The organism is Myxococcus sp. XM-1-1-1, assembly GCF_020037095.1.
GTDB classification, from domain to species: Bacteria; Myxococcota; Myxococcia; order Myxococcales; family Myxococcaceae; genus Myxococcus; species Myxococcus fulvus.
Genome location: NZ_JAIQDH010000024.1, coordinates 69,659 through 94,525 on the forward strand (window position 1 = coordinate 69,659; position 24,867 = coordinate 94,525).

Sequence of the window (24,867 nt, forward strand, 5' to 3'; positions counted from 1 at the left end):
CGGGAAGTCAGGTCGCCTGGAGGCCTAGCTGGCCCCGCGACCCGTGATGACCACCGGCACCGTCTGCAGCAGCAGGCGCAGGTCGCTCGTCAGCGTCCAGTGGTCGATGTACTGCATGTCCAGGTACATCCACTCCTCGAAGGAAATCTGGTTGCGGCCGGAGACCTGCCAGATGCACGTCAGGCCCGGGCGCACCGACAGCCGGCGGCGCTGCCACGTCTCGTACTTGGCCACCTCGCTGGGCACCGGCGGCCGAGGGCCGACGATGCTCATCTCCCCGCGCAGCACGTTGATGAACTGGGGCAGCTCGTCGATGGAGAACTTGCGGATGAAGCGGCCGATGCCCGTGATTCGCGGGTCGTTCTTCATCTTGAAGACCGGGCCCGACTGCTCGTTGAGCGCGGCCAGCTTCTCCTTGAGCTCCTCCGCGTTCACCACCATGGAGCGGAACTTGAGCATGTAGAACGGCTTGCCGTTCTGCCCGACGCGGTACTGCTTGAAGAAGATGGGCCCCTTCGACGTGAGCTTCACCATCAGCGCCACGAAGCCCAGGAGCGGCAGCAGCATCCACAGCGCCACCGCGGACACGCAGATGTCGAACAGGCGCTTCATCGCCATCTGGTGCGGCTTGGGGCTCACCGCCGCGAAGTGCAGGAAGCCGTCCGCCACGGCGCGGCTGTCGACGGGGCGCGCGCGGTCCAGGCGGAAGGTGTGCGCCGGCAGCGCGAAGGGCACGCCGAAGCGCTCGGCCAGCTTGATGGCGGCCTGCATCGCCTCGCCCTGCTTGAGCGTGTTGCCCGCGATGTAGACCTCGTCCACCGCCGTGTTGCGCAGGATGTGCTCCAGGTCATCCACCGTGCCGAGCACCTTCGAGGGCAGCTCGCCGATGGAGCCCGTGTCGTCGTGGAAGCGCACGTAGCCCAGAATCTGCCGACGGCCGCGGCGCGTCAGGTCCTCGCCGGAGTAGCGGCCCATGGCCCCCGTGCCGACGATGAGCACCGCGTCCATGGGGCGCTCCTGCGCCGCCACCGGACGGAAGACGAACAGGCGCAGCAAGAGCGCCACGGGCCAGAACAGGATGAGCAGGGGCGCCAGGCCCGGGACCTTCAGGGTCTCCGGCAGGGCCAGGTTCGCCACCGCGAGCACCGTCACCACGGCGAGCGTCGTCACCGACACCAGCGCGACGTGGTCCAGCCGGCTGCGCTCGGCGAAGCGCGAGTCGTACAGGCACAGGGCCGTGCCGGTGATGATCCACACCACCAGCGACGCCAGCACGACGGCGGGCAAGAGCCACCCGGGCTCCGCCCGCAGCTGGCCGTCCATCCACGCGGAGGCCGTCAGGACCACCGTCATCAGGACCAGGTCCACCGTCAGGTTCAACTTCGCCGCGAAGCCAGGCGCCAGCTTCGGCCCCGGAACCTGCTCTTCCGCCGCGACGACCCCCACGTTGCCCTGAGCGGATGCCGACCCAGGAGCACCGACCGCCGCACCAGTACTTGCGCTGCTCATCGTGTCCACCCCCCTCTACCTGCTCGACCGAGTGTTCAGTCCAGATAGAGGCTGCCGTTGAGGCTGAAAATCTTCAAGTCGGAAAGAACTGCTTTTTGCCATGCTTGTGCGGTGCGTTGCAACCCCCCGCACCGTGAGTAAGACGTGACATGGTGTGAAATCTTTGGATCATCCGACTCTCGTCGCATCTCACGGGGTCCCAGCGAACACCGGGAGTGCTCCCTTCGCTTCCCCGCTGCGAAGGAGCCGTGCGGGATACTGCATCTACGGTGCCGGTCTGACGTGAAGGGGTACGGGCGTGGAGGGGGGGCTGGATGCATGCGAGACGTGCGCCGGGAATTCATGGGTTTATGCGCCCGCCAGGCGTTCCGCGTGGGAGTGGACGTTGAAGCGGCCGTCCCGCACGAACGTGGCCAGCGTCACGCCGGAACGCAGGGCCAGGTCCACGGCCAGGGTGGTGGCCGCGGAAACGCCCGCGACGACGGGGATTCGGGCGCGGACGGCCTTCTGGATGATTTCGAAGCTGACGCGTCCGCTCACGGCGAGGAGCGCGGGCTGACGCGTCAAATCGGCGGGGCGCGCGAGATTTGCGCGGAGTGTGCCCGCCAGGACGAGCGCGCCGACGACCTTGTCCACGGCGTTGTGTCGGCCCACGTCCTCGAAGGCGGCGAGCAGGCGCCCCTCGGTGTCGAGCGCGGCGGCGGCGTGGACGCCTCCGGTGCGGGCGAAGTTGCGTTGCACGTCGCGCAGGCGCTCGGTGGCGCGGGCCACGGCGAAGGGGGAGAGCACGGGGCCTGGCGGCAGGGGCGTGCAGCCGGTGAGCAGGTCCTCGACGCTGCGCCTCCCGCACACTCCACATGCTGAGGTGGTGAGAGTTCCGCGACGGGTGGCGCGCAGGGGCTCCGGGTCGAGGAAGACGCCTGGGGCGGGCGTGACTTCGAGCACGTTTCCCCAGCCTTCCTCTCCGGGCCGTCCGCAGTGGGCGAGGGTGCCCAGGTCCTCGGCGCCCCGGATGAGGCCCTCGGCGAGGAGGAAGCCCACGGCGAGCTCCCGGTCGTGTCCGGGGGTGCGCATGGTGGTGACGAGTGATTCGCCATTCACGCGAAGCTCGAGCGGCTCTTCGACGGCGAGGGCGTCGTTCTCGGTGGGCTGGAAGGTGGCGCCGCTCCAGCGACGCACGGGCTTGGAGGCGACGCCGCGCGCGTCGGCGGGAGCCAGGGGGGCGGGGCGGGGCGGGCGCAGGTGCTCGAGCACCGCGTCTGCGATGGCGCCGAGGTCCTCGGGGGAGAGGACTCGTGGGCTGGTGGGACTCGGGGGGGGCGAGTCGGTGATGAGCGCGAAGACCTCGGGCCGTGACGGAGCCAGGGGCGGGCCGAGTCCCTCGCGCCAGACCTCGAGCTTGGGCAGGGGGCCGTCCTTCCAGCCCTCGACGAGGGCGAGGTCCAGGCGTCCGACGAGGCGGGAGAGGAGCGTGGGCAGGCTGTCCGCGGGGGCCGGGTCGTGGGTGAGCTGGACGCCCTCGGGGGTGGCGAAGCCGGTGAGCACGGCGCCAGCCTGCTGGAAGCGCGCGGTGTCACTGCCGGGGCGGTGGAGCGGGTGCGCGTCGGAGGAGTGCTTCACGGCGGCGACGCGCAGGCCGCGCGAGGCGAGCTCCGGGAGCAGGCGCGCGAGGAGCGTCGTCTTCCCGGCGCCGGACCAGCCGATGATGCTCACCGCGGGGACTCGGCTCATGGGTGGAGCCCCGCAGCCGTGGCGTCGACCTGGGTGGGGCGGATGCGGCGCGCGAGGTCGTCCTCGGCGACGTGGATGCGCATGGTGGGGACGCGGCTCATGTGGGCTGTCCCCCGGTGGGGGCGTCGACGGCGACATGTGTCGGACGGTCGAACAGCTCCACCTCGACCACGTCTCCCTCGGCGAAGTCGGCCTGGCCTGGAGGCAGGACGGCCCAACCATCCGCCTGGACGTTCTGGAGAATCTGTCCGGCGCCCTGGGGGCGCAGCACCGCGCGGGCGCCCGTGTCGTCGTGTTCGAGCAGGGCGGTGATGAGGTACGTGAGGCCCGCCTGCTTGTGGCGCGGCTCGGACAGGCGCGCGCGGACACGGCGGCGCAGCTCGAGGACTCCCTGGTGCCGGAGCAGCAGGGGCCGCGCGAGCTGGTCGAACGCGACGCTCGCCGCGCCCGGGTTGCCCGGCAGCACGACGACGGCGGTGGTGCCCAACCTCGCCACGGCCACGGGCTTGCCCGGCTTGAGCGCCACGCCGTCCACGAGAAAGCGCGCGCCCAGGCGCGTGAGCACCCGCTTGACGTGGTCCTTGTCTCCCACCGAGGCCCCACCGGTGGTGATGAGCACATCGACCTGTGGCGCGAGGTGCTCGATGGACTCGCGCAGCGCCTGCTCGTCATCACGGGCGCGGGAGAGGTGGCGCACGTCCGCGCCGGCCTCGCGAGCGAGCGCCGCTATCAGAATCAAGTTGCTCTCGTATACCTGATGCGAGAGCGCGGGCTGGCCCGGGCGGATGAGTTCGTCCCCCGTCGCGAGCACCGCCACACGAGGCGCGGACCTCACGCGCACGTGGGTCTCCCCCTGGGATGCGAGGACCCCGAGCGCCGATGCGCTCAAGCGCTGACCCGCGCTGAACAGGAGCGTGCCCGCGAGCACCTCTTCGCCCGTGCGGCGGATGTCATGGCCCGGAGGGACGGTGATGAAGAGGTCCACGTGGCGACCGTCCTCCGTCGCGCGCGCGGCTTCTTGTCGGATGACGGCATCCGCGCCGGAGGGAATCGGCGCGCCGGTGAAGACGCGGGCCGCCTCTCCGGGCTGGAGCGCGCGCGAGGGCAGGGCGCCCGCGTAGACGGTGTCGACGACCCGGAGTCGAGCAGGGCGGTCCCGGTTGGCGCCGCGGGTCTCCTCGGCGCGCACGGCCCAGCCATCCATCGCGGAGTTGTCGCAGCCGGGGAGCGAGCGCACCGCGCGGACGTCCTCGGCGAGGAAGCGGCCGTGGGCGTCGAGCAGCAGCACGGACTCGGGAGCCGTCGGTGAGAGGGCTTCGAGCGCGGCCTGCCGGGCGGTGTGAAGGGACGTGAGCGGCATCGACGCGGCGCAGACTACGTCGAGGGAGCGGCGCCTTGTCCATCGTACCCCGTGACGGTTGCCCGCCTGCCGGACACGACGTGGGCCGGTGCGTCATCCGGAGGGCGTTGGCTGGTGGGTGACCGCCAGGGGACTGGCCGTGGCGTCCGGAGGGTGGTTCGGGCGATGCCTCGACGCGAGGCCAGGCGTGGAAGACCACGACACCGGCGGATGCGAAGTTCATCGGACGGAGTGCTGGGCAGGAAGAGACTCACCAGGCACCTGACTCAAAAGAAGTAGCGAGGGTCGCCCGGTGCGCTTGTCGGGAGGCCCTGCGGACCACGATGGATGGACACCTCGCCGGGCGCGGGGGCCAGCGGTCGGGTTGCGGATCCTGTCTGGCGGGTGGCTCCACGGGGTGTTGGGTGAGGGATTTCCGAGGGACGCGCCCGGTGCGCTTGTCGGGAGGCCTTGCAGGCCACGATGGTCGGCCTCCCGACGGCACGATGAGCAGCGCAGACGTGTCCCGGAGATGGCCTGCGTCATGGTCCGAAGGTGGAAGCGCGGGACCTGTCCGCGACAGGCCCCCGGCGTATGTCATGCTCCAGCCGCGCGGGCCCCACGGTCCTCCGCCGGACACGCGCCCTTCTTCATGGCCCCCCGCCCTGGCACCGAGTTCCCGGACGTGACGCTCGCCATCATCGCGGGCGGTCAGGGGCGTCGCTTGTCGGGCGTGCCCAAGGGACTGCTGGAGGTCGAGGGGCGCACCGTGCTGTCACGGCAGCTCGCGCTGTCCCCCCACTTCGGCGACGTGCTCCTGGTGGCGAACGCCCCCGCTCCCTACGCGGCATATGCCCTGCGCACGGTGGCGGACCCGATCCCGGACAAGGGCGCTCCAGGGGGTGTGCACGCGGCGCTGACGGCGTCGCGCACGCGCTGGGTCGTCACCGTGGCGTGCGACATGCCCTTCGTGTCGCTGGAGGCGCTGCGGGTGCTGCTCGCCGCGCGCGGCGAGGACGTGGACGCGGTGTGCTTCGAGGCCGAGGGACGGATGGAGCCGCTCCTCGCCGTGTATCGCGCCGAGCTGGCGCCCCACTGGAGGCCCCTGCTCCTGGAGGACCCGTCCTTGCGACGGCTGCTCTCGCGCTTCCGCTCCCGGGTCCTGCCCGAGAGCGCACTGCGCGCGGTGGACCCCACGCTGCGCTCCCTGGTGAACGTCAACACCCCCGAGGACCTCGCGCGGCACGGTGTCTCGCTGCCGCCACGGTGAGCCACGGTTCACCTCGGCGTCGGCACGGACTGGAGCAGCGTGGGCAGCTCCGCCAGGTCGAGCACGAGGCTGGGGCGAATCTGTCCGAGCGCATCGGACATGTCCTCGCCTTGCCCCTGCACGCCCAGGCCCACCGTGAAGTTGTCGCCCAGGCGCACCCGCGTGCTCGCCACCACGCTGGCCCGCCTCGACTCCGTGCCCCCCAGCTTCAGCAGGGACTGGGTCGCCTCCAGCTTGAGCTGGAAGCGCGGCGACGCGACGCCGAACGACAGGCCGACGTCCACCCACTTCTCCATCGACAGCTCCGGCCGCGCGCGCTCCTGCAGCACGCGGACCTGCAGGGCCACCTCCAGGTTCGCGTCCGCGTCGCTCAACAACTCCAACGTGGCCGCGCCGAACCCGCGCTGGATGGCGACCCCATCCCCGTCTTGCGACTCGAGCCCCGGCGTCACCCAGCGTCCCCCCGCCGAGAGGAACAGCGCGCTGGACGACGCGCGCGACTCCTTCGTGCACGCGGGGAGCCCCTGCCGGATTCGCGCGATGCCCGCCTGCCGCGTGGCCTCCATCGCGACCCGGTACTCGGCGTCCGCCTTCCTGAAGTCCTCCGCGCTGTCGTAGTCCCCGGGCAGGGGCTTGTCGGGGAACTCGTACAGGGTCGGGTCCGCCAGCACGTTGGCGATGCACTGGCTGTAGCGCGCGCCGTAGATGCTGCGCTCTCCGAGCACGTCCATGGACACACCCGCCATCACCGTGGCGAAGCGGCCCTTCTGGGGCGCCGCGTCCGGAAACGGCGTGTCCTGTCCGATGCCCAGCGTGATGGCCGTGTCCTGGAGCAGCCGCGTGACGAGCGACGAATTGCGGGAGGCGACGGCCTCCGAGTAGAGCCGCTCGAAGCCCTCGGTGAGCAGGTAGGGATTGAACTGCAGCGCGAACGAGGCCTGGGTTCCATTCAGCACCGCGCCCACGCCGCGCAGGCTCGCCACCAGGGCCGTGGGGTTCGCCGGGTGCACCAGCTCTCCCGCCGTGGCGACATCCAACCCCGCGGCCGCCTCCGAGCCGCCGCGCAGGATGCTCGGGAAGTCCAGCTCCACCGTGTTCGGCTTCGGCGGTGTGGCCTGGGCACTCGCGACCCCCGCGCAGAGCGCCGTGAGCAGCGCGAGCGCCGCCCTCATTCCACCACCGTCCAGGTCAGCGTGATGAAGTCCGCCACCGAGCCCTTCTCCAGGGAGAAGTCATCCCAGAGGGCCTCCTTGCCGCCCTTCTCGAAGACGAGCGAGGCGCGCTGGAGGAACCGCGCCCCCACGCCCGCGGGGTCGGCCACGGAGAACACCACGCGCACGAAGCCCTGCGCCGCGCTGGTCAGGAAGTCATCCGGCAGGGGCAGCGTGGTCTCTCCCGCGAAGGTCGCCGAGTGCAGCTGCCGCCGCTCCTGGCCCTGCATCTTCCCGCTCACCACCAGCCGCATGGCCACGGTGTTGAGCGTGCCGGAGGGGCGCTCCAGCACCAGCTTCGCCCCCTTCCGGTCCGCGCGAGGCACCTGGATGGTGGACTCCAGCTTGTCGTTTCCCGACATGATGTTCCCCCCTCGTGGGTCTGGGTGGACGCCGACGTCCTGCCCGCCGTCCATTCTAGCGCCCGGCATGACACGGCTCGAAGGCGGCGGGGTACGCGCCGGGCACACCTGGCGGGCGAGCGTGCCTCCGGGTGCGTCACACTGACGCATGGACGGACAGGCCTGGGGGTGGGAGAGAGGACGAGGAGACCCTCATGCTGAAGACCCCTCTTGGACGATTCCGCGCCGTGGCCCTGCTGGAGGGCCTGTCCTTCATCGCGCTGCTGTTCATCGCGATGCCCCTGAAGTACGCGGCGGGGATGCCCCTGGCGGTGCGCTTCGCGGGCATGGCCCACGGGCTGTTGTTCGTGCTGTACCTCTTCGCGCTGATGGAGGTGGCCATCGCCCTGCGCTGGTCCTTCTCGCGCGTGGTGTTCGCGTTCGGCGCGTCGCTGGTGCCGTTCGGCAACTTCCTGCTCGACGCGAAGCTCCGGAAAGAGGAAGCCTCCACCACCCCCCGTGCCGCCGGCCCCCTGGGTTCCTGAACCCAGAGCGCTGGAGGCTCCGCCGAGGGCGTCACCCGACCTCACACGTCGGCTCGTGCTCCACGCGGAGCGGGCGCGAGCCCTCCAAGGAGTTCGCGCGCGCGAGCAAGCTGTGCGAGCATTCCGCGCGGATTTTTTCACGGTGGAGGTCGGCTCACATGGAACGCGGCATCTGGAACACGCCTGAGGACGTCCAGCGCGAGCTGGATGCGCGGCTCGCGCTCGTGCAGCCCTCCGAGCACATCCGCGGCATGCACTTCGCCGCCGTGCTGGACACCGTGCGCTTCCTGGGCGGTGAGCAGGCGGTGAAGCGCATCGTCGACGCGGGCGACATGCCCGCGGACCTGGACCCCACCGAGCTGTACCCGGTGCCGCCCTTCATGCGGCTGTTCTTCGCTGCGGCCCACCTGCTCGCGCCCCAGCTGGGCGGCTTCGAGGAGGCCATGCGCCAGATTGGCGTCCAGGGCACGCTCGCCTTCGTGCACTCCATGTTCGGCTCGGAGGTGCGCCAGCAGGTGGGCGGCGACCCGAAGCAACTGGTCAACATGCTGCCGGAGGCCTACCGCATGGCCATCGACTTCGGTGAGCTGGTGGTGGAGTGGACCAGCGCCCGCGCGGGCCGCATCCACATGCGCCGCATCTTCACCCCCGTCGCCTACAACGAGGGCATGCTCGAGGGCGCGCTCCAGGCCGTGGGCGCCCAGGACATCCAGGTGCGGGGCCGCCAGACGTCGCTGCTCGACAGCGAGTACACCCTCTCCTGGGACGACTGACTCACGGCGCGTCGAACACGAAGGCCCCGTAGCCCACCACGCCTTCGTGCGCGCCGAACGCATCCCCGGAGCTGCGCAGCGCCACCATCCGGGGCCGCAGCGCCCGCCGCTTCGCCACGCGCAAGAGCCCGTTGATGGCCTCCGCGCCACACGCGCTCCCCGCGTCCAGCGGCTCCTCCAACGACAGCACCCGCGCCGCCGTCACCCGGTCCGCCCGCGCGGCCTGCTCGTAGGGCAGGTGATGCGACAGGTCCGACGTGATGACGGGCAGCACGTCCTCGTCCCACAGCGCCTCCAGCACCTGCGCCGCCTGGTCCGACGCGCCCCGGCCCACCACCAGCGGCAGCACCGTGAAGTGCTCCAGCACCCGCTGCAGGAACGGGAGCTGTACCTCCAAGCCGTGCTCCGCCTCGTGCGCTCCCGTCGACGCCGTCACCTGGGGCAGCCGCATGGCCCGCTCGCGCAGCCCTTCGTCCAGCCGCACGTCCCCCAGGGGCGTGCACAGCAGGTCCACCTCCGGATACGCCACGCCCCGCAGGGGGACGAAGTGGCTGGGGCCCAGCAGCAACACCCGCGTGCGCGCGGCGCGGCGCGGCCACAGCGTGGCGTAGGCCGCCGCCGCCACCCCGCCGGAATAGACATACGCGGCATGGGGGACGATGAGCGCCGCGGGCGACGCGTCCCCCGGCACACGCGCCTGCTCCAGCCACGTGTCCAGCTGGGTGGACAGCGTGGAGGGCTGGGCCGGATAGAAGGAGCCCGCGACCGCGGGCGTGCGCACTCGAGGCATGGTCCCCTCCCACCGCGAACGGGGCACCTGCTGGAATCCTAAAGAAGCACGGCAACGTCAGTCATGCCAATCATTGCAAGACTGTTCGCTTCTGGGATGAGCGGGTCCCACCTCCGCGCGTCCGCCGAGGGCCCCGGGGTGACAAGGGATTGATTTCGCCCGGGCACGCGGGTGGCTCGGTGATTGCTATCCAACGCTTCGTGCCGCGCACTCCTCCCGGGCGGTCAGGGCCGCCTGGTGCGCGGGACTTCGCGAATGGGGAGGCCGGCCGGGAACCATGACTCCTCCGCCCGGCCGTGCCTTCTCGTCCGCGGGCTCGCGGCGTGACGCGTGTGCTCCGCGCCGTGTCTCAGCGATGTCTCACGCCGGGCCCCACCGCGCGCGCCCACCGCGGGAGGCCTCCGCCAACTCCCCGTTCTCCGGGGCCATGGGCCCCTGGTCGTACGCTCCTGCGCGAATTCTCAAGGAGTGGTGATGCGATAGCCGACACATGAAGAACGAAAAAAGGATGCACGCTTTCGCCCATTGACTAGAAGGGGCCGCCGAGCGCCCGGGAATGACCGCGGGCTAACGCAACGGAGGGACGCTTCATGAAGGCAAATCAGTGGCAGGCGATGGCCGTGGCGGCAGGGTTGATGGTGGCGTCGACGGCGAGCGCGCAGGAGACGGGTGGCGGTTCGGGCAGCTTCGGGAACGCCGGGCAGATTGTCGTCAGCTCGGATGCGTTCGGTAACCTGGGCTACACGACGGAGGGTGCGGGGTACGGCTACTTCCACATCGCGCCGAGCGCCGATTACTTCCTCAAGGAGAACCTCTCCGTCGGAGCCAACGTGCAGCTGCGCGTGCTCTTCGGTGAGGGAGACACGGTGGCCGCCTTCGGTATCGGCGGGCGCGTGGGCTACAACATCGCGCTGGCGGAGAAGATCTCCGTGTGGCCGAAGGCCGGCGTGACGCTGTTCGTCGGTGACGACATCATCGCCACGCAGGACGGGACGGGGGCTGCGTCCACCGTCATCCTGGATGGCTACGCGCCGTTCCTGTACCACGTCACCAGCCACTTCTTCATCGGCGCCGGCCCCCGTCTGGCCATCGGCCTGGGTGACGACGTGGACGTGACGTTCGGCGTGGCGACCACGCTCGGCGGCTACTTCTAGTCGGCAGTCGTCGGCAGGACCCACGGGCCCCGCGCACGGTTGGACGTCTCCACCGCGCGTCGGGGCTCGTGTCGTTCAAGGGGCCGCCACCTCCACCCAGCCCGCCGCCGCCGCCGCGCCCGGCTCGTGCACCAGACGCAGCCCCAGCTGCAGCGAGCGCTCCCCCGTCGCCGGCGCATGGAGCAGCAGCACGGAGGCCGTCTCCTCCAGCACCCTTCGGGACACCGGTCGCGTCGCGTCGTCCCGGCCACCCCGCAGCTCGCGCCAGTCCTTCAGCCCCCAGCCCACCACGCGGCCGTCCCGCAGGCGCACCGTCACGTCCGCCCACGCGCTGCCTCCCGCCGGCACTCGCACCGGCGCGAGCAGCTTCTTCAGGCCCTCCACCACGGCGCCGGGCTCGGGCGTTCCGGCCTCGCGTCGGCCCGGGGCGCGGCGGGCTCCCAGGGGACGCTCGGCCGGGAGCAGGAGGGGCGGCTCCACCCGCCACGAGGAGGCCCCGCGCTCCAGCGTCAGCACCACCTCCCCCGGCGGCTGTTGCGTGGTGGACAGGAGCCGCGTGGCCACCTGCCGCTGGAGCTCCGCGGCGTCCACGGGACGGCCCGCGCGTCCGCCGCGCTCCTGGGCCTGGTAGCCCACCAGCGTCAGCGCGCCCTGCTCCGACCAGAACGTGAGCTCCAGCCTGGCGCCGACCTCGCGCACGGTGCCGGCCAGCGCCGCCACGCGCACGGCGACCTGCCGCGCCTCGTGGAGTCGGGCCGCGTCCTGCTCGACGAACACGTCGGGTCGACCCGAGCCGCCCGTGCCGCCTCCCGCGCACGCGAGCCCGAGGGCGAAGAGGAGCGCGCCGCACGCGCGAGCACGGCTCCGGAATCGGAGATGGATGATGGCCATGTGCTTCCCCCTGCCGGGTGCGGCGCACCCGGGTGTCCTGGCACGGCGTCGTGGTGGCGGGACGACAGGAATTCCCGTGGGAGGAGGACGCACGCGGCCCGCGAATCCTGAGCGCTCACGACTCGCGGACGGGACGTCTGTTCAATCGGCCACGAGGGGGGCGGTGTCCGCTTCAACCTCGCGCGAGGTTCTTCAGCACGAAGGCCAGGTTCGCCGGGCGCTCGGCCATGCGGCGCATGAGATAGGGATACCAGTGGCGGCCGTACGGGACATACACGCGCACCGGATGCCCCTGGTCCGCGAGCTGTCGTTGCAGGTCCGCGCGGATGCCGTGGAGCATCTGGAATTCGAACGCACCGCGAGGCAGCCCGCGCCGCGCGGCGTGCTCCAGCGTCGCGTCAATCATCCGCTCATCGTGCGTGGCGATGCCGTGATACACGCCGCTGTCGAGCAGCACCCTCATGCACCGCACGAAGCTCGCGTCCACGTCCGCCTTGTCTGGATAGGCGATGGCCTCGCTCTCCAGATAGGCGCCCTTGCACAGACGGATGCGCACCCGCTCATCGCACAGCGCGCGGGTGTCCGCCTCCGTGCGCCGCAGGCAGCTCTGCAGCACCGCGCCCACGTGTGGCTCTCCGAACTCCGCGTGGAGCTTTCGCACGATGTCCAGCGTGACCTGCGTCACCGCGCCGTGCTCCATGTCGATGCGCACGAACGAGCCGCGTGACGTGGCGTCCGCCACCACCTGTCGCGCGTTCTCCAGCGCCAGCGCTTCATCGAGCAGCAGCCCGCACTGCGTCAGCTTCAGCGACACGTTGGCCCGCACCCCCGTCTGGTCGATGCGCGCGAGCAGCCGGCGGTACTCGCGCACCTCCTCGCGGGTCTCCGCCGCGTCCTTCACCGCCTCGTTGAGGTGGTCGAAGGACGCCGACAGCCCTTGCGCGGTGAGCGCCTTCACCGCGTCCATCGCCTCGTCGAGCGTCTCGCCCGCGACGAAGCGCCGCGACAGCTTCTTCAGCGGAGGCAGCCGCGTGGCCCAGTCCTTCAGGCCCGTCCGCCGCGACAGGAACATCAGCGCTCCGCGAGACCACTGTTCGGCGATGGCGCTCATCCACGCAGCTCCCGGGGGGCGACCCCATACTCCTCGAGGAAGGCCCCCACGAGGGCGTTGAACGCCTCCGGGTGGCTCATGTACGGCAGGTGGCTCGCGTCGCGCAGCAGCTCCAGCCGCGCTCCGGGGATGTGCCGGGCCACGTCCACCGCGGCCTCGGGCGGCACCAGCAAATCCCGGCCGCCCTGGATGACGAGCGTGGGCACGCGCAGCTCGTGCAGCCGGGGATGGAAGTCCGCGGCCAGCACGTCCCTCAGTCGACGCAAGAGCTCCAGGGGCGTCAGCCTCCGCGCCTCGCGCACGATTTCCGCGCGCCCCTCGGGCGGCAGCCGCGCGCCCCCCAGCACCCGCGCCACCATGGGCGCCACCAGGTACGCCAGCGGCCGAGGCGCGCGCACCAGCGTCGACAGCGACACCGCCAGCCGCCTCACCCGACGCACGCTGGCCACGGGAGACACGAGCACCAGCGCCCGCACCCGCTCCGGATGCGCCAGCGCGAAGGCGATGGACAGCAGGCTCCCGTAGGACGAGCCCACCAACGCGAAGCGCTCCGGCAGCCGCGCCTCGACATGGTCCAGCACGGCCAGGTTCCACGCGAGCGGCGAGTGCGTGGCCGGCGTGTGCAGGGGCGGCGTCCACAACAGCAGACGGAACAGGCGGGACAAGGGCTCCATCGGCGCGAAGGAGCGGCCACTGGCGCCCAGGCCCGGCAGACACACCACGGTGCGCGATGGGTCCGTGTCGCCGTCGGGAAAGGTGAACAGCCGCACCGACGTCCCCTTCACCGGGCGCTCCTCGCATACCAGTCGCTCGTAGCCGGAGGGGATGTCCTCCACGTCCGGGACGAGCGGTGCCGCGCGACGGCGCTGCAGGGAAGAGGAGGGCGGCTCAAGCATGGCGGGCCTTCACCATCAACCGGTGCACGCTCGTGGCCACGCGGTCGCGAAACGCACGCAGGCGGGACTCGGAGGCTCCGGCCGGCGGCGGCATGTGCGGGCTTCCCAGCGCGAAGGTCAGCCGCACCGGAAAGGGCAGCGGCCCCAACCCCACGAGCAGGGGCACGCGGTACTTCTCCTCGTCGGTGAGCCGCACGCCCAGCTTCGCCTCGCCCGGGGGAAACAGGAACGTGTCATCCACCCCGAAGCCCGCGAAGGGCACCACCGGCACCCCCGCGCGCGCCGCCACGTGCGCGAAGCCCAGGGCCTGCTCCCACCGGAGCTGATAGCGGCCCGGAGGACGCTTGAAGACCTCGCGCGCGCCGCCGGGGTAGCACACCACCAGCGCCCCCTCCTTCAGCGCCGCCAGCGCGTTGTCCTTCGTCCCCTCCACCCCGCCCAGCCACGGCAACACCGTGCGGATGACGGGGATGCGGAAGAAGCCGCGCTCGGCCAGCCCCAGCGCCCGGCGTCCCGTCGCCCGGTGCAGCAGGTGGAAGAAGGCCGGTGTCTCGTAACCCCAGACGCCATGGTTTCCCACCAACAGCACGGGGCCCCGGGTCGGCACGTGCTCGGCCCCCACCAGTCGCGCGCGATGGTAGAGCGCCGACAGCGCCGCCCCCCGCTCGGCGAGGCGGAACACGGCCCTGCGCACGGTGGCGAGCGAGGCTTCCACGGGGACACATCATGGAGACGCCCGGGCGCCACGTCAGCCGGACCGGCCGGGCAGTCGGGCCCCTGGACTCCATGTCCCCAGACGCCCCAAACCCACGCACCGTCCCCGGGGGGATGCTCCCGGCCCACCCCCCAGGTTGCTTTGAGTAGGCAACGCTTGGCGTCGACCCCCATGGGCTTTCAGCCCCCGGATACGGCACGATTCCATGTGGTTGTTTCACCCCTGTCGAACGTTCGATCCACCCATCGTTTGAGTTTCGATAATGTGAGGATGAAGCCCGCCTTTGGTTGTCTGCCTGCCCCGTCGTGCAGATGGTTCAGGGATGGGAGGCCCTTTCGACATCCTCGTCGAGCAGCACCGGGAGCTCGAGGAGCGCTTCGAGGCCCTGGGCGCGGGGGACGATGAGTCTGGGTCATCCGGTGTCGTGCGGGAGCTGGTGGCGCTGTTGCGACACCACCTCTGGCTGGAGGAGCGCTGTCTTCAGCCCTGGGTGACCCGGGTGGAGGGGCGTGCCCGGGGTCGGCAGCAGGCCGGGGATCGGCAGGCCATGCATGAGCTGTTGGATGAGCTGGAGGAGCATCCCCTCCAGAGCGCGGAATGGCAGGCCCGCTTCCTCACGCTCGAGGACCTGTGGGTCGCGCATCTCCAAGAAGTGGAGTCCTCATTGCTGCCCCGGCTCACCGCGGTGATGGCTCCACGCGAGCAACAGGCGCTCGCCCAGGAGCTGTCCCGGTGCCGGCGGGACACGCGCTCCTCGGGCTCCGAGGCCGGTTTCTCGGGCTCCGGACCCTTCCTGGATGACCTGCGCTGGGAGGGTTGAGCGCCGTTCCCGCCTCACTGGAATGGGACCCGACCTGGGACGGCGGGGGGGGTGATACGTCCTTCAGTCACACCTTTTATCGCTTCCTTTAGACAAATCCTAAATTGGAAGGTATGGGTATGGACGGCTTCACAAATCAACTCCCCCTTCCAGACCTTCAACACCCAGACTAGCCAAGACGAGGATTGAACGAATGTCCGTGGATAAAGCGTTTCGGGACATGATCCGTAACGAAATCGAGGTCCAGCTCAAGCCGCTGCGCGACGTGGTCTCCCGCCTGGAGTCCGGGACGGCGGATCTGGATGCGCTGCGCAACGTGGCGGAGCGGCTGGCTCCCCTGGCCGAGGTGGTGGGTCCCCTGTTCGGCGCCCAGCTGCCCGCGGCGAAGCCCGGTCGCAAGGCCGTGGGTCGTCCGGCGGCGGCGGCGCGTGGCGCGGTGAGCGCGGCGGCCCCCGTGGGCGGCAAGCGCCGGGGTCGCAAGCCCGCGGCGGCGGCGGCGGATGGCTCGCGCGCGTGCGCCATCGTCGGCTGCGGCAAGCCCAGCCGGACCAAGGGCTACTGCGCGGCGCACTACCAGAAGCTGCGCATGCTGGAGAAGACCAACCGCCGGCCCTCCGCGTGGGTGGATTACGCCCCCGCTGACAGCGTCGAGGACATCAAGCTTCCGCGTGGCCGCGCCGCGTCGAAGGCCCTGGCAGCAGCAGCGCAAGCCGCGAACGGTTAAACAGCGGCACGCTGCCCCGGCCCGGGCAGAGAGTGACCGCGCACCTTCGTCAACCCAGGCTCCGTCGTCGGGAGAGGGTTCGAGGGACGCCCGTACGGGAAGTCTTGCCCGCGGGGGCTCGCAGGGGGCATGAATGCCCGGGCCCATGAACAAACGAGATCTGGAGCCTGGCATCATCACCGACCTGGCCGGACGGACCACGTACGGTGAATACCTACAGCTCGACCGGGTGTTGTCGGCGCAGGTTCCGCGCTCGCAGCCACCGCACCACGACGAGCTGCTCTTCATCATCCAGCACCAGACGAGCGAGCTGTGGATGAAGTTGCTCATCCACGAGCTGAGCGCGTGTATCCGCTATGTCCAGGCGGACCGGCTGGAGCCTTCCTTCAAGATCTTCGCGCGGGTGGGGAACATCCAGCGGATGCTCTTCGAGCAGTGGAGCGTGCTGGAGACGCTCACGCCGAATGAGTACCTGGAGTTCCGTGACGCGCTGGGGCCCGCGTCGGGCTTCCAGAGCTGGCAGTACCGCGCGGTGGAGTTCCTGCTGGGCAACAAGGACGCCAACGCGCTGGGACCCTTCCGCCACCAGCCGGACGTGCACGGGGAGCTGGAGCGGCTGCTCGAGTCCCCCAGCCTCTACGACGAGTTCCTGCGCTACCTGGCTCGCAAGGGCCACGCGATTCCCGAGGACCACGCGAAGCGCGACTGGAAGAAGCCGTACGAGAAGAGCCCCGCGGTGGTGGAGGTGTTCCGTCGCATCTACGAGGACACCGAAGCGCACTGGGACGCGTACGAGATGTGCGAGAAGCTGGTGGACACCGAGGAGCGCTTCCAGCTCTGGCGCTACCGTCACATGATGACGGTGATGCGAATCATCGGGTTCAAGCAGGGCACCGGTGGCTCGACGGGCGTGTCCTTCCTGCGCAAGGCGTTGGACCTGCGCTTCTTCCCGGAGCTGTGGGACGTGCGCACGGAGCTCTTGCCGCCCGGCGCCCGGCCCCCGTCTCCCACGCGGTGAGCCTTCCCCGGTCATGGCAGGCGTTGCGCGCCTGTCCTGACATCCAAGAGGGTGAGAGGAATGAGGCGAAGCCGGGGGTGACAGGCTTCGGCCGCTGAAACATCGACAATGTGACGTGGGAGGACGGGTGGGGTGGTCCCCCGGGGGCCCCGCGTGAAGTGGCCGTGGATGGAATGACGCCTCCCGGACATGCGGGCGAGGAAGGGCACCTGGCGCGCGGAAGGGTGGGAGGCAGCGGCTAGGCTTCAGCGCACCATGGCCGCCGAGTCTCCCCTGCTCTTCGAGAAGGCGCACATCCTGTGCTACCGGACCTTCGATATCGCGGAGGAGATCAACCTCGAGCGGGCGCGCAGGGCCGTCTCGGAGGACACCCGCCGGCTGAAGCTGTCGCGCGAGAATGGCCAGTACCTGCAGCTGCCCAATCCGCCGCTGGCGTATGAGTTGGGGCGCCGGGCGCTGGCGCTTCGTGACGGTCCTGTCACGGTGGATGCCACCGCGCGGCTGTTCGACCATGGCGCGGCGTCCATCATCCTGCGGGTGCCGGTGGTGCCGGGCACGTCGCTGGAGCAGCTGACGCGGGTGGCGGACGAGCTCTACGACAGCCAGGCGCTGGAGGACCTGGCGCTGGATTGGGTGGAGGGCGTGCGGCGCACGATTGCGCCGGCGGTGCAGGGCGCGCACCTGTGGGACCAGAACGAGAGCTACACGGTCATCTTCGCGGAGAGCATCCGGGGCAACCCCACGGCGGAGGAGCTCCTGGAGAAGGCGGACCTGGCGCGGCTGTTGTTGGGGGAGAACGGGGAGACGCCGCTGTCGCGCCGGGAGAGCGAGGCCGTCACCCAGGTGCGCTTCAGCTACACGGTGAAGGACCTGGTCGTCATCGACTGGAACAGCGCGTTCGTCTACGAGCCGTCGGGCTCCGGGGACATCCCGGACCTGCTCGAAATCGCCAACGCGCAGCTGTTGGAGTTCCGCTACTTCGACGAGAAGCTGGACGAGCACATCGCGCGCATCCACGACGAGGTGCAGGCCAAGCGCCACGGGTGGACGCGGCTGTTCCGCAGTCCGTACCGCACGCTGACGCGGCAGACCTTGGGCACGCTGGTGGACCTGAACGAGTTCATCGAGCGGGTGGACAACAGCCTGAAAATCATCGGCGACTTCTACCTGGCCAAGGTCTACGAGGCCGCGGTGCGCCGCATGCGCATCCCCGCGTGGCAGGGCTCGGTGACGCGCAAGCAGCAGCTGCTCGCCCAGACGTACGGCCTGCTCAAGGGCGACGTGGACATCGACCGCTCGCACACCCTGGAGGCGGTCATCGTGCTGCTCATCGTCCTGGAGATCTTCTTCGCCTTCTTCAACGTGTTCGCCCACTGAGGGCCGAGTGTTCGTCCACTGAACGCCCGGACGACTTGTTCCCGGGTACAAGGCGCGCGCGGGTTTCGCGAGCACAGCGGACATGGGACACTGGGGATTCGCGGTGGGGCCCGCCGGTGGGCCTTGGCTGGGGGGACGTGTGGGCATGAAGGTGCCCGAGAGCAACCGGGGAGCCGCCGAGGACCGCGTGACGCGGACGTTGGAGCGGCTGTCCCTCGCGCCGTCCGTGGAGGCGGTGCTGGAGGCGCTGCTGCGTGAGGCCGCGTCCGCCCTCGCCGTGTCCGACGTCTTCATGTGTTGGCGAGAGGACGGAAGCGAAGCGCACGTGCTCGTCACGCCGGGGCTGTCCGTCGACGCCGCGCGCGCGCGGGGCGAGCGGCTGCTGGATGGGCTGCGGGACATCGACGGGGGCCTGTTGCCGTACGTGGCGCTGGACGCGGAGCGGGAGGTGCTGGTGGCGCTGCCGCTGCTCGCGGGGGTGGAGCCGGGCAGCGGCGTGGGGGTGCTGTGCGCGGTGCTGCCCGAGGGCCGGGGGCCGACGGACGAGGAGCTGGCGCGGCTGGGATTGCAGGCGCGACTGGCGGGGCTGGCGCTGGAGCGCGAGTGGGCGGTGGTCGGCACGCGCGAGGCGGTGGCGCGGGCGCGCGCGGAGGTGGAGCAGGCGGAGGTGCTGCGGCTCAGCCGTCTCCAGGCGGTGACGGAGGCGTTCGGTCAGACGCTCACGCGCGAGGAGGTGGCCCATGTCGTGCTGGATTTGGGGCTGCCCGCGGTGGAGGCGACGGCGGGCATCGTGCACCTGACGGCGGAAGGGCGCGCGGCCTCGGAGCTCGTCGCGGCGGTGGGCGTTCCGGACGCGCTGGTGGAGCCCCTGCGCGAGCTGCCCCGAGGGGGCGAGGAGCTGCTGGCGCAGACGGCGAAGCGCGCGGAGGCGCCGGTGTGGTTGGAGACGGTGGCGGCGATACGCGAGCGCTACCCGACGCTGGCGGGGCCGTTGGGGGAGGGGCCGCCCCGCGCGTTGGCGCTGCTGCCGTTGTTCGTGGAGGGGCGGGTGTTCGGGACGCTGGCCTTCGGCTTCGAGCGGGAGAAGGCGTTCTCCGCGCTGGAGCGCGCGTCGCTCGTGGGGTTGTCGCGGCAGTGCGGGCAGGCGCTGGAGCGCGCGCGGCTGTACGAGCGCGAGCACACCGCGCGACTGGAGGCGGAGGCGCTGGGGGCTCGGTTGAGCCTGCTGGCGGACGCGAGCGCGTTGGTGTCCGGCTCGTTGAGCTGGGAGGAGACGGTGGCGGGGGTGGCGCGGCTGGCGTTGGGGCACTTCGCGGACGGGTGCGCGGTGGACTCGTACGAGGACGGCGTGGTGCGCCGGCTGGCGGTGCTGCACGCGGACCCGGAGAAGGCGGAGCGGGTGTTGGAGCTGACCAGCTTCCCGCTGGACGCGGGGCAGCCGTCGCTCCTGTCGCGGGTGCTGACGAGCGGGCAGTCCCGGCTGGAGACCCGCGGGACGCGAGCGCCCGGGGACGCGAAGCCCGGCGCGTCCTGGCGCGCGAGCACGGTCATCCTCACGCCGCTGGTGGCGCGGCAGCGCACGCTGGGGGCGCTGACCTTCGTGCGGGACTCGGAGCGGGCGCCCTTCGACGTGACGGACGTGTCGCTGGCGGAGGAGCTGGCGCGGCGCGCGGCGCTGGCGATGGACAACGCGCGGCTGTTCCGGGACGCGCGCGCGGCGGAGGAGGAGAGCCGCCGGGGCGCGGCGCGGCTGCACGTGCTGGTGCAGGTCAGCCAGCTCATCGCCGAGGCGGGGTTGGACCTGCCCACGGTGCTGGACGTGCTGGCGAGCAAGGTGTCGGAGGCGCTGGGGGGTGGGTGCGTGCTGCAACTGCTCGGGGAGGACCGGGAGCAGCTGGAGGTGGTGGCGGCGCACCATCCGGATCCGCGGGCGCGTGGCGTGCTGGAGGAGGCGTTGCGGAGGGACCCGGCGCGGGTGGGGGAGGGGCTGTCGGGCCGGGTGGTGGCGACGGGCAAGACGCTCTTCGTGCCGCGGCTGAGCGCGGAGGAGCTGCGGGGGGACCGCTCGCCGGAGGGGGTGGGATTCCTGGAGCGGTACGGGCCGCAGAGCCTCATCGTGGTGCCGCTGGGCGCGCGGGGGCGGGTGCTGGGGACGCTGGGGGTCATCCGCGAGGCGCGGGGGCGCGAGTACACGGCGGAGGAGCGGGCGCTGTTGGAGAGCCTGGCGGCGCGGGCGGCGCTGGCCATCGAGGACGCGCGGCTGTACGGCGCGGCGACGCAGGCGGTGAAGGCGCGTGACGAGCTGTTGTCGGTGGCGGGGCACGAGCTGAAGTCGCCGCTCAACGCGCTGCAGCTGCAGATCCACCTGCTGGCGCGGATGGCGAAGGACGCGATGGCGGCGAGCGGGCTGGCGGAGCGGGCGGAGAAGGCGGCGCGGGCGGGGCAGCGGCTGGGGTTGCTCATCGACGACCTGTTGGATGTGTCGCGCATCAGCGCGGGGCGGCTGAGCCTCAACCGCGAGGAGCTGGACCTGGCGGCGCTGACGCGCGAGCTGGTGTCGCGGATGTCCGAGGAGCTGGCGCGCGCGGGCAGCGAGGTGCGGCTGGTGGCGGACGTGGAGGTGCTGGGGCACTGGGACAAGCTGCGGTTGGAGCAGGTGTTGGTGAACCTGTTGTCGAACGCGGCCAAGTACGGCGCGGGGCGGCCGGTGACGGTGCAGGTGGAGGCGCGGGGGCTGGTGGCGGCGCTCGCGGTGCGCGACGAGGGCATCGGCGTGGCGCAGGAGGACCAGGAGCGCATCTTCGAGCGCTTCGAGCGCACCGAGTCCGCGCAGCACTTCAAGGGCCTGGGGCTGGGGCTCTGGATTACCAAGCGCATCGTCGAGGCCCACGGCGGCGGCATCCGCGTGGAGAGCCAGCCCGGCCGGGGCTCCACCTTCACCGTGGAGCTGCCGTTGCCGGACGTGGCCCCGCGCTGAGCGTCGACGCGGGCGGGTCCTGGATGCCTCGCCCGCTCCGGACGTGAGGGTCCTGGTCACGGTGGTGGGAGTCCTCCCGGACTGGGGGCAGGTCGGATACGCTGCGGTCCTTGCGTCCCTGGCTTCCTGGACGCGGAAGGCCGCCCCCACATGAGCGCATCCAGCCCCCTCTTCGGTGACCTGTTGCTCAAGCTGGGCATCGTCACGCCCGTGCAGGTGCAGGAGGCCCTGGCCCTCCAGGCCCTCACCGGTCAGCGCGTGGGCGAGGCCCTCATCTCCCTCGGCTACGTCACCCGGGAGCAGATTCAGGACGCGCTCGGCGAGGCCCTGGGCCTGCACCACGACAAGGGCCCCTCCCAGCCCGCGCTGGGCGAGCTGCTCGTGGGCCTCAAGTACGTGACGCTCGCTCAACTCGAGGAGGCGCTCGCCCGCCAGCGCCGCGACGGCCGCAAGCTGGGCGAAATCCTCGTGGAGCTGGGCCACTGCACCTACAAGCAGATCTACGAGGCCCTGGGCCTGCAGAACCGCATCGCCGGACGCCAGGAGAACCCCCGCCCCTTCATCGACGGGCGCCGCCGCGTCGTCGTCGTCGATGACAGCCCGCTCGCCTGCGCCTTCGTGCAGGAGGGCCTCGTCGCCCTGGGCTACGAGGTGCTCTGCTTCCAGGACCCGTTCGAGGCCCTCGAAGGCATGAGCCGCCTGCAGCCCGCCATCGTCCTGAGTGATTTGGAGATGCCCGGCCTGGACGGCGTGGAGCTGTGCCGCCGCCTCAAGGAGGGCCCCACCCGCGGGCTGCCCGTCATCATCCTCACCGCGAACGACCGCGAGGCGGAGAAGGTGCGCGGCCTGCGCGCCGGCGCGGACGACTACGTCAACAAGTCCGCGTCCATGGACGAGCTCGCCGCGCGCATCGAGAGCGTCGTGCGCCGCACCGGCGAGACGGAGCGCATGCGCAAGCTGTTCGCGCGCTACACCTCCGCGGCCGTGGTGGATGAAATCCTCAAGAGCGCCGACGGCGTGGTGCTCACCGGCGAGAAGCGCGAAGTCACCCTGCTGTTCGCGGACATCCGCAACTTCACGGGCCTGGCGGAGAGCCTGCCTCCCGAGCAGGTCGTCGGGGTCCTCAACCAGGTCCTGGGCCGGCTGTCCGACGCGGTGCTGACGTGCGGCGGCACGCTGGACAAGTTCCTCGGCGACGGGCTGATGGCCGTGTTCGGCGCCCCGGTGGCGCGCACGGACGACGCGCTGCGTGCCCTCCAGTGCTCGAAGATGATGATGGACGCGATGACGGACCTGCGCGTGGAGGCGGAGGCCGAGTGGGCCGCCAACGGGCGCGAGGGCCATCCGCTGGTGCTCGAGCTGGGCGTGGGCATCAACTCCGGCGTCGTCGTCGCGGGCAACATCGGCAGCACCGTGCGCTCGGAGTACACCTGCATCGGCGACGCGGTGAATGTCGCCGCGCGCCTGTGTGCCCTGGCCGGCCCCGGGGAAATCCTGGTGGGCGAGCGCACCCGGGACCTGGTGGACGCCCGGGAGACGGCCTTCGAGGACCTGCCTCCCGTGCGCCTGAAGGGCAAGCAGCAGCCCGTGCCGCTCTACCGCGCGCTCTAGCCGCCGGGCCCCACGCGAAGTCTTTCGCGCCCCGGGGCGTCTCAACGGGTAGGGTGGGGGCATGACAGCACCCGCCTCCGATGCCCACCCTCCGCCCTCTCGCCGCTCCCCCGTCCTCTGGGTGGGGCTGGTGTTCGCCGTCGCGCTCGTCGGGGCGGTGCTGGTGGGGGCGCTGACGCGCTCGAAGGCGGTGCACGCGGAGCGCATCCATCAGGACCTCGCGGTGCTGGAGGACGCCCTGAACCGCTACCACGCGGACGGCAACGTGCTGCCGGAGGAGGCGGACCTGGAGCCGCTGCTCGTCCCCAAGTACCTGCCCGCGCTGCCCCTGGACCCGTGGGGCCGGCACTACCGCTACACCAGCAACGGCAGCCAGGTGTTCCTCGCCACGTTCGGCAAGAGCGATGACCGGGGCGGCAACGGCGAGGAGCAGGACCACACCAACCACGACGGCCACCCTCGGCCGGAGGTGAAGTAGCCGTCCGGACAGGCGTCCGCGCGGTGTGAGGGGAGCAGGCGTGCGGTGGTCCCCGCGCTCCTCCCCGTCCGCCGAGGGGGCCCCGTCCGCGCGCGGCGTGCGCATCTGTCCTCCAGGGGTGGAGTCTCGGCCATCCCTTCCGAGGAGGGCGGCCATGGCCATCGTCTGTGCGAGCCCGCTGATGGCGCGGGAGTCCCGCGAAGTGGAGGTCGCCGCGGCGCTGGCGGCGCGGCTGGGGGAGCCGCTGTTGCTCGTGGGCGTGATGGACGGCGAGCCCCTCACCGACGCCGTGCGCCGGGAGGCCCAGCGTGACCTGGAGGCCCAGGCGGAGCGGCTGCACCTGCCTCCGGGCCGGGTGAGCTGCCGGGTGCGCTCGGATACCGAGGCGGTGCTCGCCGACGAGGAGTGCAGGCACTCGCGCTGGGTGGTGGCCGCGGCGGAGGGCTGGCGCACGTCGGCGTGGCGGCGCGCCTCGCTGCCCGAGCGGCTGGCCCGACACGGCTGCGGACCGGTGCTGTCGGTGCGCCGCGCGGACGCGCTGGTGGACTGGATGCGCGGACGCAGGCGGCTGCTCGTCGTGGTGGGCGTGGATCCGCTGTCCCCCACGGCCGACGCGGCGGTGGGCTTCCTGCGCGAGCTGCGCCGGGTGGGGCCGTGCGACGTGCTGGCCACGTACGTGTGCTCGCCCCTGGAGGCGCGCGAGCGGCTGGGCATCCACACGCCGGTGCACGTGGAGGTGCTGGAGCCCGGCCTGCGGGACATGGAGGCGCTGGACCCCGCCGTGCAGACGGTGCTGCTGCGCGAGGTGCGCGAGCAGGTGGGCGACCTGCTCGGCGAGGGGAGCGTGGAGGTGGTGTTGGAGCCGGGCTTCGGGCGGTCGGCGGACCACCTGCTGCATGTGGCGCTCTCGCGCGGCGCGGACCTGGTCGTCGTGGGCATGCGCGCGCAGGGGCCGGTGAAGCGCTGGTGGCACGGCTCGGTGTCCGCGGGCGTGCTGCGCAACGCGGAGCAGGCGGTGGTGTGCGTGCCGGACACGCTGCGCGAGCCCCGTCGCGCGCAGCCTCCCAAGAGCGTGCTGGTGCCGGTGGACTTCTCCGACGCGTGTCTGCGCGCCATCACCCAGGCGCGCTCGATGGTGGGGCCGGGAGGCCGGGTGCACCTGCTGCACGTGCACCGTCGACGCTTCGGCGAGACGGGCTTCATGGACCACTCCGGCGTGCTGCCCGAGCCCCCGCGCGAGCACGAGGCGACGCTCCAGCGGCTGTGGGACCTGGTGCCCCGGGACGAGGGCGCGCGGGCGCTGCGCTGGAGCGTGGAGGGCGTGTCCGGGGAGGACATCGCGCTGGCCATCTGCCAGGCCACGGAGCGCGAGGGCGTGGACCTGGTGTGCCTGGGCACGTCGGGCGTGCCCTCCCAGGCCCCGGACGCGCTGCCCGTGGTGGTGGCCCGGGAGCTGGTGGCGCGCTGCCGTCGCCCCGTCATGGTGGTCCCTGCTTCGTGACAGCCCCGAGACAGCTGTCACCCAGGTACACATGAAAGGGCTTTCAGGTGGGTCGCTCCGAGCCCCACCTGCCAGGATACCCGGG

At 71.5% G+C, this 24,867-nt stretch carries 22 protein-coding genes and 1 pseudogene; 12 read left to right on the top strand and 11 right to left on the bottom strand.

Annotated features, from left to right (window positions below; genetic code table 11):
• Positions 1 to 24: 24 nt before the first annotated feature.
• The 4 genes and pseudogenes from epsZ to glp form a co-directional block, all read right to left on the bottom strand.
• Positions 25 to 1,518, bottom strand: coding sequence for an exopolysaccharide biosynthesis polyisoprenyl-phosphate hexose-1-phosphate transferase EpsZ (epsZ, locus tag K8640_RS34480; protein ID WP_141329052.1), 1,494 nt, complete (start codon positions 1,516 to 1,518; stop codon positions 25 to 27).
• Between the two features lie 339 nt (positions 1,519 to 1,857).
• Positions 1,858 to 2,727, bottom strand: coding sequence for a formate dehydrogenase accessory sulfurtransferase FdhD (locus K8640_RS43330; protein ID WP_370640429.1), 870 nt, complete (start codon positions 2,725 to 2,727; stop codon positions 1,858 to 1,860).
• A 114-nt stretch (positions 2,728 to 2,841) separates the two neighbouring features.
• A pseudogene (mobB, locus tag K8640_RS43335) lies at positions 2,842 to 3,240 on the bottom strand (molybdopterin-guanine dinucleotide biosynthesis protein B); the annotation flags it as partial.
• A 97-nt stretch (positions 3,241 to 3,337) separates the two neighbouring features.
• Positions 3,338 to 4,600 (bottom strand): gephyrin-like molybdotransferase Glp, encoded by a 1,263-nt coding sequence (gene glp / locus K8640_RS34490; RefSeq protein ID WP_223750961.1) that lies wholly within the window; start codon positions 4,598 to 4,600, stop codon positions 3,338 to 3,340.
• Between the two features lie 631 nt (positions 4,601 to 5,231).
• Between glp and K8640_RS34495 the strand changes: the two genes are divergently transcribed.
• Positions 5,232 to 5,849 (top strand): molybdenum cofactor guanylyltransferase, encoded by a 618-nt coding sequence (locus tag K8640_RS34495; protein ID WP_223750962.1) that lies wholly within the window; start codon positions 5,232 to 5,234, stop codon positions 5,847 to 5,849.
• 8 nt (positions 5,850 to 5,857) lie between these two features.
• On the opposite strand, the gene K8640_RS34500 is transcribed toward K8640_RS34495, so the two are convergent.
• The gene (locus K8640_RS34500) at positions 5,858 to 7,021 is read right to left on the bottom strand and encodes a hypothetical protein (RefSeq protein ID WP_223750963.1); all 1,164 of its coding nucleotides are present in this window, start codon (positions 7,019 to 7,021) and stop codon (positions 5,858 to 5,860) included.
• A complete protein-coding gene (locus tag K8640_RS34505; RefSeq protein ID WP_223750964.1) occupies positions 7,018 to 7,422 on the bottom strand; it encodes a hypothetical protein in 405 nt (134 codons plus the stop codon). Before K8640_RS34505 ends, K8640_RS34500 begins: the two co-directional genes overlap by 4 nt.
• Before the next feature lie 194 nt (positions 7,423 to 7,616).
• Here K8640_RS34505 and K8640_RS34510 point away from each other — a divergent pair, with 194 nt between their 5' ends.
• Together K8640_RS34510 and K8640_RS34515 are read left to right on the top strand one after the other, a co-directional pair.
• A complete protein-coding gene (locus tag K8640_RS34510; RefSeq protein WP_046717183.1) occupies positions 7,617 to 7,946 on the top strand; it encodes a DUF3817 domain-containing protein in 330 nt (109 codons plus the stop codon).
• 158 nt (positions 7,947 to 8,104) lie between these two features.
• Positions 8,105 to 8,719 carry a TIGR02265 family protein gene (locus K8640_RS34515; protein ID WP_223750965.1) on the top strand — a complete coding sequence of 205 codons (615 nt, stop codon included), beginning with the start codon at positions 8,105 to 8,107 and terminating at the stop codon, positions 8,717 to 8,719.
• A gap of 1 nt (position 8,720) precedes the next feature.
• Here the strand turns inward: K8640_RS34515 and amrB are convergent, their stop codons facing one another.
• Positions 8,721 to 9,509: an AmmeMemoRadiSam system protein B gene (amrB, locus tag K8640_RS34520; protein ID WP_223750966.1), complete on the bottom strand. Its 789-nt coding sequence runs from the start codon at positions 9,507 to 9,509 to the stop codon at positions 8,721 to 8,723.
• 590 nt (positions 9,510 to 10,099) lie between these two features.
• On the opposite strand from amrB, the gene K8640_RS34525 reads away from it, so the two are divergent.
• The gene (locus tag K8640_RS34525; protein ID WP_223750967.1) at positions 10,100 to 10,663 is read left to right on the top strand and encodes a hypothetical protein; all 564 of its coding nucleotides are present in this window, start codon (positions 10,100 to 10,102) and stop codon (positions 10,661 to 10,663) included.
• A gap of 75 nt (positions 10,664 to 10,738) precedes the next feature.
• On the opposite strand, the gene K8640_RS34530 is transcribed toward K8640_RS34525, so the two are convergent.
• The 4 genes from K8640_RS34530 to K8640_RS34545 all read right to left on the bottom strand — a co-directional run bounded on the left by K8640_RS34530 (position 10,739) and on the right by K8640_RS34545 (position 14,276).
• Positions 10,739 to 11,554, bottom strand: a complete 816-nt coding sequence (locus tag K8640_RS34530) for a hypothetical protein (protein ID WP_223750968.1) — start codon at positions 11,552 to 11,554, stop codon at positions 10,739 to 10,741.
• A gap of 172 nt (positions 11,555 to 11,726) precedes the next feature.
• Positions 11,727 to 12,665, bottom strand: a complete 939-nt coding sequence (locus K8640_RS34535; RefSeq protein WP_223750969.1) for a proline dehydrogenase family protein — start codon at positions 12,663 to 12,665, stop codon at positions 11,727 to 11,729.
• The gene (locus tag K8640_RS34540) at positions 12,662 to 13,561 is read right to left on the bottom strand and encodes an alpha/beta fold hydrolase (RefSeq protein WP_223750970.1); all 900 of its coding nucleotides are present in this window, start codon (positions 13,559 to 13,561) and stop codon (positions 12,662 to 12,664) included. The genes K8640_RS34535 and K8640_RS34540 overlap by 4 nt, the downstream gene beginning before the upstream one ends.
• A complete protein-coding gene (locus tag K8640_RS34545; RefSeq protein ID WP_223750971.1) occupies positions 13,554 to 14,276 on the bottom strand; it encodes a lysophospholipid acyltransferase family protein in 723 nt (240 codons plus the stop codon). Before K8640_RS34545 ends, K8640_RS34540 begins: the two co-directional genes overlap by 8 nt.
• Before the next feature lie 322 nt (positions 14,277 to 14,598).
• Between K8640_RS34545 and K8640_RS34550 the strand changes: the two genes are divergently transcribed.
• The 8 genes from K8640_RS34550 to K8640_RS34585 all read left to right on the top strand — a co-directional run bounded on the left by K8640_RS34550 (position 14,599) and on the right by K8640_RS34585 (position 24,782).
• The gene (locus K8640_RS34550; RefSeq protein WP_223750972.1) at positions 14,599 to 15,096 is read left to right on the top strand and encodes a hemerythrin domain-containing protein; all 498 of its coding nucleotides are present in this window, start codon (positions 14,599 to 14,601) and stop codon (positions 15,094 to 15,096) included.
• Positions 15,097 to 15,289: 193 nt separating this feature from the next.
• A complete protein-coding gene (locus K8640_RS34555; protein ID WP_223750973.1) occupies positions 15,290 to 15,820 on the top strand; it encodes a cell wall protein in 531 nt (176 codons plus the stop codon).
• Positions 15,821 to 15,953: 133 nt separating this feature from the next.
• Positions 15,954 to 16,838, top strand: a complete 885-nt coding sequence (locus tag K8640_RS34560) for a tryptophan 2,3-dioxygenase (RefSeq protein ID WP_223750974.1) — start codon at positions 15,954 to 15,956, stop codon at positions 16,836 to 16,838.
• A gap of 255 nt (positions 16,839 to 17,093) precedes the next feature.
• Positions 17,094 to 18,215 carry a hypothetical protein gene (locus K8640_RS42975; RefSeq protein ID WP_267698582.1) on the top strand — a complete coding sequence of 374 codons (1,122 nt, stop codon included), beginning with the start codon at positions 17,094 to 17,096 and terminating at the stop codon, positions 18,213 to 18,215.
• A 145-nt stretch (positions 18,216 to 18,360) separates the two neighbouring features.
• Complete coding sequence (locus tag K8640_RS34570; RefSeq protein ID WP_223750975.1) at positions 18,361 to 21,192, top strand: GAF domain-containing protein; 2,832 nt, start codon at positions 18,361 to 18,363, stop codon at positions 21,190 to 21,192.
• Positions 21,193 to 21,342: 150 nt separating this feature from the next.
• On the top strand, positions 21,343 to 22,803 hold the full coding sequence (locus tag K8640_RS34575; protein ID WP_267698580.1) for an adenylate/guanylate cyclase domain-containing protein: 1,461 nt from the start codon (positions 21,343 to 21,345) through the stop codon (positions 22,801 to 22,803).
• 61 nt (positions 22,804 to 22,864) lie between these two features.
• Positions 22,865 to 23,281, top strand: coding sequence for a type II secretion system protein GspG (locus tag K8640_RS34580; RefSeq protein ID WP_223750976.1), 417 nt, complete (start codon positions 22,865 to 22,867; stop codon positions 23,279 to 23,281).
• 154 nt (positions 23,282 to 23,435) lie between these two features.
• Positions 23,436 to 24,782 (top strand): universal stress protein, encoded by a 1,347-nt coding sequence (locus K8640_RS34585; protein ID WP_223750977.1) that lies wholly within the window; start codon positions 23,436 to 23,438, stop codon positions 24,780 to 24,782.
• Positions 24,783 to 24,867 lie beyond the last annotated feature (85 nt).

Bases quoted from the DNA above. Each gene is read 5' to 3' on its own strand.
- K8640_RS34555 (WP_223750973.1), top strand. From the start codon at position 15,290: ATGTCCGTGGATAAAGCGTTTCGGGACATGATCCGTAACGAAATCGAG.
- K8640_RS34575 (WP_267698580.1), top strand. From the start codon at position 21,343: ATGAGCGCATCCAGCCCCCTCTTCGGTGACCTGTTGCTCAAGCTGGGC.
- K8640_RS34510 (WP_046717183.1), top strand. From the start codon at position 7,617: ATGCTGAAGACCCCTCTTGGACGATTCCGCGCCGTGGCCCTGCTGGAG.
- K8640_RS34580 (WP_223750976.1), top strand. From the start codon at position 22,865: ATGACAGCACCCGCCTCCGATGCCCACCCTCCGCCCTCTCGCCGCTCC.
- K8640_RS34570 (WP_223750975.1), top strand. From the start codon at position 18,361: ATGAAGGTGCCCGAGAGCAACCGGGGAGCCGCCGAGGACCGCGTGACG.
- K8640_RS34560 (WP_223750974.1), top strand. From the start codon at position 15,954: ATGCCCGGGCCCATGAACAAACGAGATCTGGAGCCTGGCATCATCACC.
- K8640_RS34535 (WP_223750969.1), bottom strand. From the start codon at position 12,665: ATGAGCGCCATCGCCGAACAGTGGTCTCGCGGAGCGCTGATGTTCCTG.
- glp (WP_223750961.1), bottom strand. From the start codon at position 4,600: ATGCCGCTCACGTCCCTTCACACCGCCCGGCAGGCCGCGCTCGAAGCC.
- K8640_RS34525 (WP_223750967.1), top strand. From the start codon at position 10,100: ATGAAGGCAAATCAGTGGCAGGCGATGGCCGTGGCGGCAGGGTTGATG.
- K8640_RS34495 (WP_223750962.1), top strand. From the start codon at position 5,232: ATGGCCCCCCGCCCTGGCACCGAGTTCCCGGACGTGACGCTCGCCATC.
- K8640_RS34500 (WP_223750963.1), bottom strand. From the start codon at position 7,021: ATGAGGGCGGCGCTCGCGCTGCTCACGGCGCTCTGCGCGGGGGTCGCG.
- K8640_RS34540 (WP_223750970.1), bottom strand. From the start codon at position 13,561: ATGCTTGAGCCGCCCTCCTCTTCCCTGCAGCGCCGTCGCGCGGCACCG.
- amrB (WP_223750966.1), bottom strand. From the start codon at position 9,509: ATGCCTCGAGTGCGCACGCCCGCGGTCGCGGGCTCCTTCTATCCGGCC.
- K8640_RS34515 (WP_223750965.1), top strand. From the start codon at position 8,105: ATGGAACGCGGCATCTGGAACACGCCTGAGGACGTCCAGCGCGAGCTG.
- K8640_RS34530 (WP_223750968.1), bottom strand. From the start codon at position 11,554: ATGGCCATCATCCATCTCCGATTCCGGAGCCGTGCTCGCGCGTGCGGC.
- K8640_RS34505 (WP_223750964.1), bottom strand. From the start codon at position 7,422: ATGTCGGGAAACGACAAGCTGGAGTCCACCATCCAGGTGCCTCGCGCG.
- K8640_RS42975 (WP_267698582.1), top strand. From the start codon at position 17,094: ATGGCCGCCGAGTCTCCCCTGCTCTTCGAGAAGGCGCACATCCTGTGC.
- K8640_RS34585 (WP_223750977.1), top strand. From the start codon at position 23,436: ATGGCCATCGTCTGTGCGAGCCCGCTGATGGCGCGGGAGTCCCGCGAA.
- K8640_RS34550 (WP_223750972.1), top strand. From the start codon at position 14,599: ATGGGAGGCCCTTTCGACATCCTCGTCGAGCAGCACCGGGAGCTCGAG.